Here is a 3553-nt window from a genome sequence, read left to right as displayed (position 1 = left end):
CCATAGGTGGTAGGCATTTCAATTACATCCAGCACCGACAAACGGCCACCGCTTCCAGCTCCAAGATAGAACAACTTTCCGCCCTTCCGCAGCTTGTTCACTACAGCATGGATCAACGGGTTCAGCTGTGGCAGCGCTTTTTCCACCGCCAGCGCCACCAGCTTGTCTTCCTGGTTAATGCTGGCAGTGATCTCTTCAATGGCCATTTTCTCAAGATGCCTGTACCTGGAAGGCTCTTCTGTTACTTTTAACATGTTCATGGTTTTATCTATTAGTGTATCAATTCTTCATTAAAATGGAATAGGTTGTTTTACTGCATTTCAATATCACAAACAATGGGCAGATGGGTGGATGCCTGCGAGGAAATAACGGCTGCATTGCCGGCTGCTACCGGGCTTTTCACGAAAATATAATCCACCCGCGAGGCTGGCGCATTGGCAGGAAAAGTGTAAGCGGTTTGTCCCGCAAAAACATCCGTAAAACTGGTAAGCACGGTGTTAATAGGTGCACTGCCCGGCACATCACTGAAGGTTCCGGCAAATACCTTCCAGGTGTGGTTGGGTGGATTGATAAACGACATGACTTCCTGTGCCTGCGACAGGCGTTCGGCTGCCGTGCTGCCCAGGTTCGTAATATACACATACAGCGGATTGGCATTCACACTCACGCGTACTTTCAGCAACCCCATGTAATGCGTGGTGTAATCTGTATAGATCCATCTTCCCTGCATAGAGGTATCCCCGATAGGATACTTACTCAGTATCCCATGCCCGAATTGTCGCTCCTTGTTGCCGGATGCCGGGATAGCAGATTTCCAGGTGGTTTTCTGGAACTCGTAATACATGCCCAGCTCATTGGCCAGCCATACCATTTGATCCACATAGTTGCTGCGTGCGTCATAATTCCTGTCCACCTCATTCAGCACTACCACATGCGCCCCGGAGCTACGGATAACATTCGCGATCCTTTGCAGGTCTACCACACCATCCGTTCCTTCACCATGTTTGATATTGTATTGCATCAGCTTCAGTTTAGAAGCGCCTACCGATACATCGCTTACAATGGGGAAATGATCAGAAGCCTGGGTGGATATTACCTGGCTGTTGCTGAAGGTGATATTGGAAGTGCCCAGGATATAATCAATGCGGACAGTAGGATTACTCGATTTAAATGAATACGCATTGGGCTGGCTCTCAAAGGCGTCTACCATCGTTTCTTTAATGGCTTGTATATTCTCATTGGAAGGAATGGCATTCAGGTCGCCCAACAATATTTTGGTACCGTAAGTTTCATCCATCCATACCCTCAGCTGCTGCCGCTGCAATCGTAAGAGTGCGGTATCTGTTGCCAGGTGCGTTACATAGAATAACATTGGCTGCCCGTTAATCACGATACGCGTTTCCAGCAGGCCGTAGTAGTGGGTACCATATGCATCATACAACCGGGTATTGAGCACTTCAATCGGGTATTTACTCAGGATAGCATGCCCAAATTGCCGTTCCTTGTTGCCGGATGCGGTAGTAGCAGATTTCCAGGTGGTTTTCTGAAATGCGGAGTACATCCCCAGCTCACTGGCCAGCCATGCTACCTGGTCGTCGTAATTAGTGGTAGCTTCATAGTTCTTATGGATCTCGTTCAACGATACCACCTCAGCCCCGGAATTTCTGATAACATCTGCGATGCGCTGCAGGTTGTAAACGCCGTCTATCCCGATACCCGCATGAACATTATAGGTCATTACTTTCACATCTGCCAGGGAAGATGCCTGTGTATTAGTTTGCAGGTTGGCCCCCTGGATCGGATCTTTCTGTTCCTTTACTTTAGCGCAGGACAATAATATACCGGCGCTGCAAAAGCATACCAGTAAAATAATTGATTGATGAATTGTTTGTTTCATTGTAAAGATTTTGAGTTGATAAAAACCAATCCTCCCAATATTTGATCATGGATCCAAAACATCCAATACGTTGATGTAAAAACAATGCGCCACAGGATAAAATGTGGCTTCATGCTGATTCAGGATCTTTACATCCCGGTAAGGCACTATCCCCAGCTCTCTTATACAGCGTTTATCAAGGTTGGCGATCATTTGTATCTGCGCCGTATCTGTTACCACCAGGGCGGGTTTATCCAGTGGCATGTTGAAGCGGTACATCAGTCTTCCTGCATTCCGCATGTTTGTTGTGGTATGCCGGGCGTGAGGTTCTATGATGATGGCCGCTTCGGGTATATGCAGCTCCTGCACCAGGTATTTTTTCATTTCCACTGCTTCGCTATATGGCGTGCGGTGAGGGTACACATGTCCGCCAGACACGATGATAAAGGGCGCCATTTTGCGGTTGAATCTTTCCGCCGCCATTTTACATCTTGCAATTGAGCGGTGATCAATGTGCACACCTGGCGAATCCGGTCCGAAACCCGGTACCAGCAGTGCGGTGTAGGGATATTTTGCCCACGCAGTATGGGCAATGGCGGCATAGGCCCCGACATTCTGCCCCGCTGTCAGCGGTTCATAGCGCGCAGCTTCATCGCGACCGTTGATCAGCAGTACATCTATTGCCAGCTCCACCGGCAATGCGTAAAATGACCGGGAAGCAACCCGTTTTTTCAACTGCTTGTTCAGCATCTTCTCAACAGCCGATCTGAAAACAGGATCATTTACATTGAAAGAAATAGAATCAATGGTGGGATACCGTGGCGGCTTACCTGCGAGATAGGTATCAAAGATGTAGTTCATACCGGCTGCGGTTTGCTCCCATGCAAAGCGTAGCAGTGCAGTATCGGCAAGCGTAGTATCCTTATTGTAGTATCCCGCTGCCTTTATTGCCTGCAGCACTTTTTCCATGTCATTTCCATTCATGCAATGTGCCACCAGGCGGTCACCGGCCTGCTGCACTTCTTCCTGCCGCAGGCGCAATGCCGCCGCGTAACAGGCCATGCTACCGCATTCCCTGCGGGCCCGCTGCACGCGTTCACGGTAGGAATCGCTGAATTGCTGCAATGTCTTGTCGTTCGTTAATGCAGCCAGCGTACCGGCATGCGCATCCAGCTGAACCGGCAGGTAAAATAACTTGCTCCGCAATACGGCCGGATCTCCCTTCGGAACTGCTGCAGATAATAACAGCATGCATACTACAACGTATAGCCATAACCGGTATCTAAAGTTTATCATAGTATATATTTCTATTGTTCAGGCCATTTATTATTTTGCTTCAATTGCGGGTTCAGTTGTAATTCACTGATGGGAAGCGGATACAGGTAATCCTTTTCTTCATCAAATATTTTCGCCACTTTACTGTGAACGATGATCTTTCCTTTGTCGCCTTCGCTCAACGCCTTGTCCGGCTGCAGCACAAAGTATTGTAATCCCGGTACGGAAGGAGAAGGTTTCGCATCCACAATAGCTACATCGTTCTTCCCATCGCCGTCAAGATCATAGGTTCCTTTTGCGGGATAATAAGCGCCATAAAAAACTTCTGCCAGCAGATGTCCTTCTTTCCAGCGCATCAGGTCATTAAACCGGAATCCTTCCATGGCCAGCTCTATGCGGCGT

3 protein-coding genes and 1 pseudogene are annotated in these 3553 nt (G+C 48.4%); all 4 read right to left on the bottom strand.

The window, feature by feature from the left end:
• A pseudogene (locus VN105_RS29420) lies at positions 1-254 on the bottom strand (N-acetylmuramic acid 6-phosphate etherase); the annotation flags it as partial.
• A gap of 56 nt (positions 255-310) precedes the next feature.
• Complete coding sequence (locus VN105_RS29415; protein ID WP_325647012.1) at positions 311-1897, bottom strand: endonuclease/exonuclease/phosphatase family protein; 1587 nt, start codon at positions 1895-1897, stop codon at positions 311-313.
• Between the two features lie 45 nt (positions 1898-1942).
• Positions 1943-3172, bottom strand: coding sequence for a YdcF family protein (locus VN105_RS29410; protein WP_325647010.1), 1230 nt, complete (start codon positions 3170-3172; stop codon positions 1943-1945).
• An 11-nt stretch (positions 3173-3183) separates the two neighbouring features.
• On the bottom strand, positions 3184-3553 hold a 370-nt coding region (locus tag VN105_RS29405), incomplete at its 5' end, for a RagB/SusD family nutrient uptake outer membrane protein (RefSeq protein ID WP_325647008.1).

Source organism: Chitinophaga sp. (assembly GCF_035564935.1).
Taxonomy (GTDB): Bacteria; Bacteroidota; Bacteroidia; order Chitinophagales; family Chitinophagaceae; genus Chitinophaga.
This window is presented reverse-complemented; position numbering and strand designations above follow the sequence as displayed.

What these genes read in the sequence shown, in the direction of transcription:
- VN105_RS29415 (WP_325647012.1), bottom strand. Translation starts at nt 1,897, where the DNA reads ATGAAACAAACAATTCATCAATCAATTATTTTACTGGTATGCTTTTGC.
- VN105_RS29410 (WP_325647010.1), bottom strand. Translation starts at nt 3,172, where the DNA reads ATGATAAACTTTAGATACCGGTTATGGCTATACGTTGTAGTATGCATG.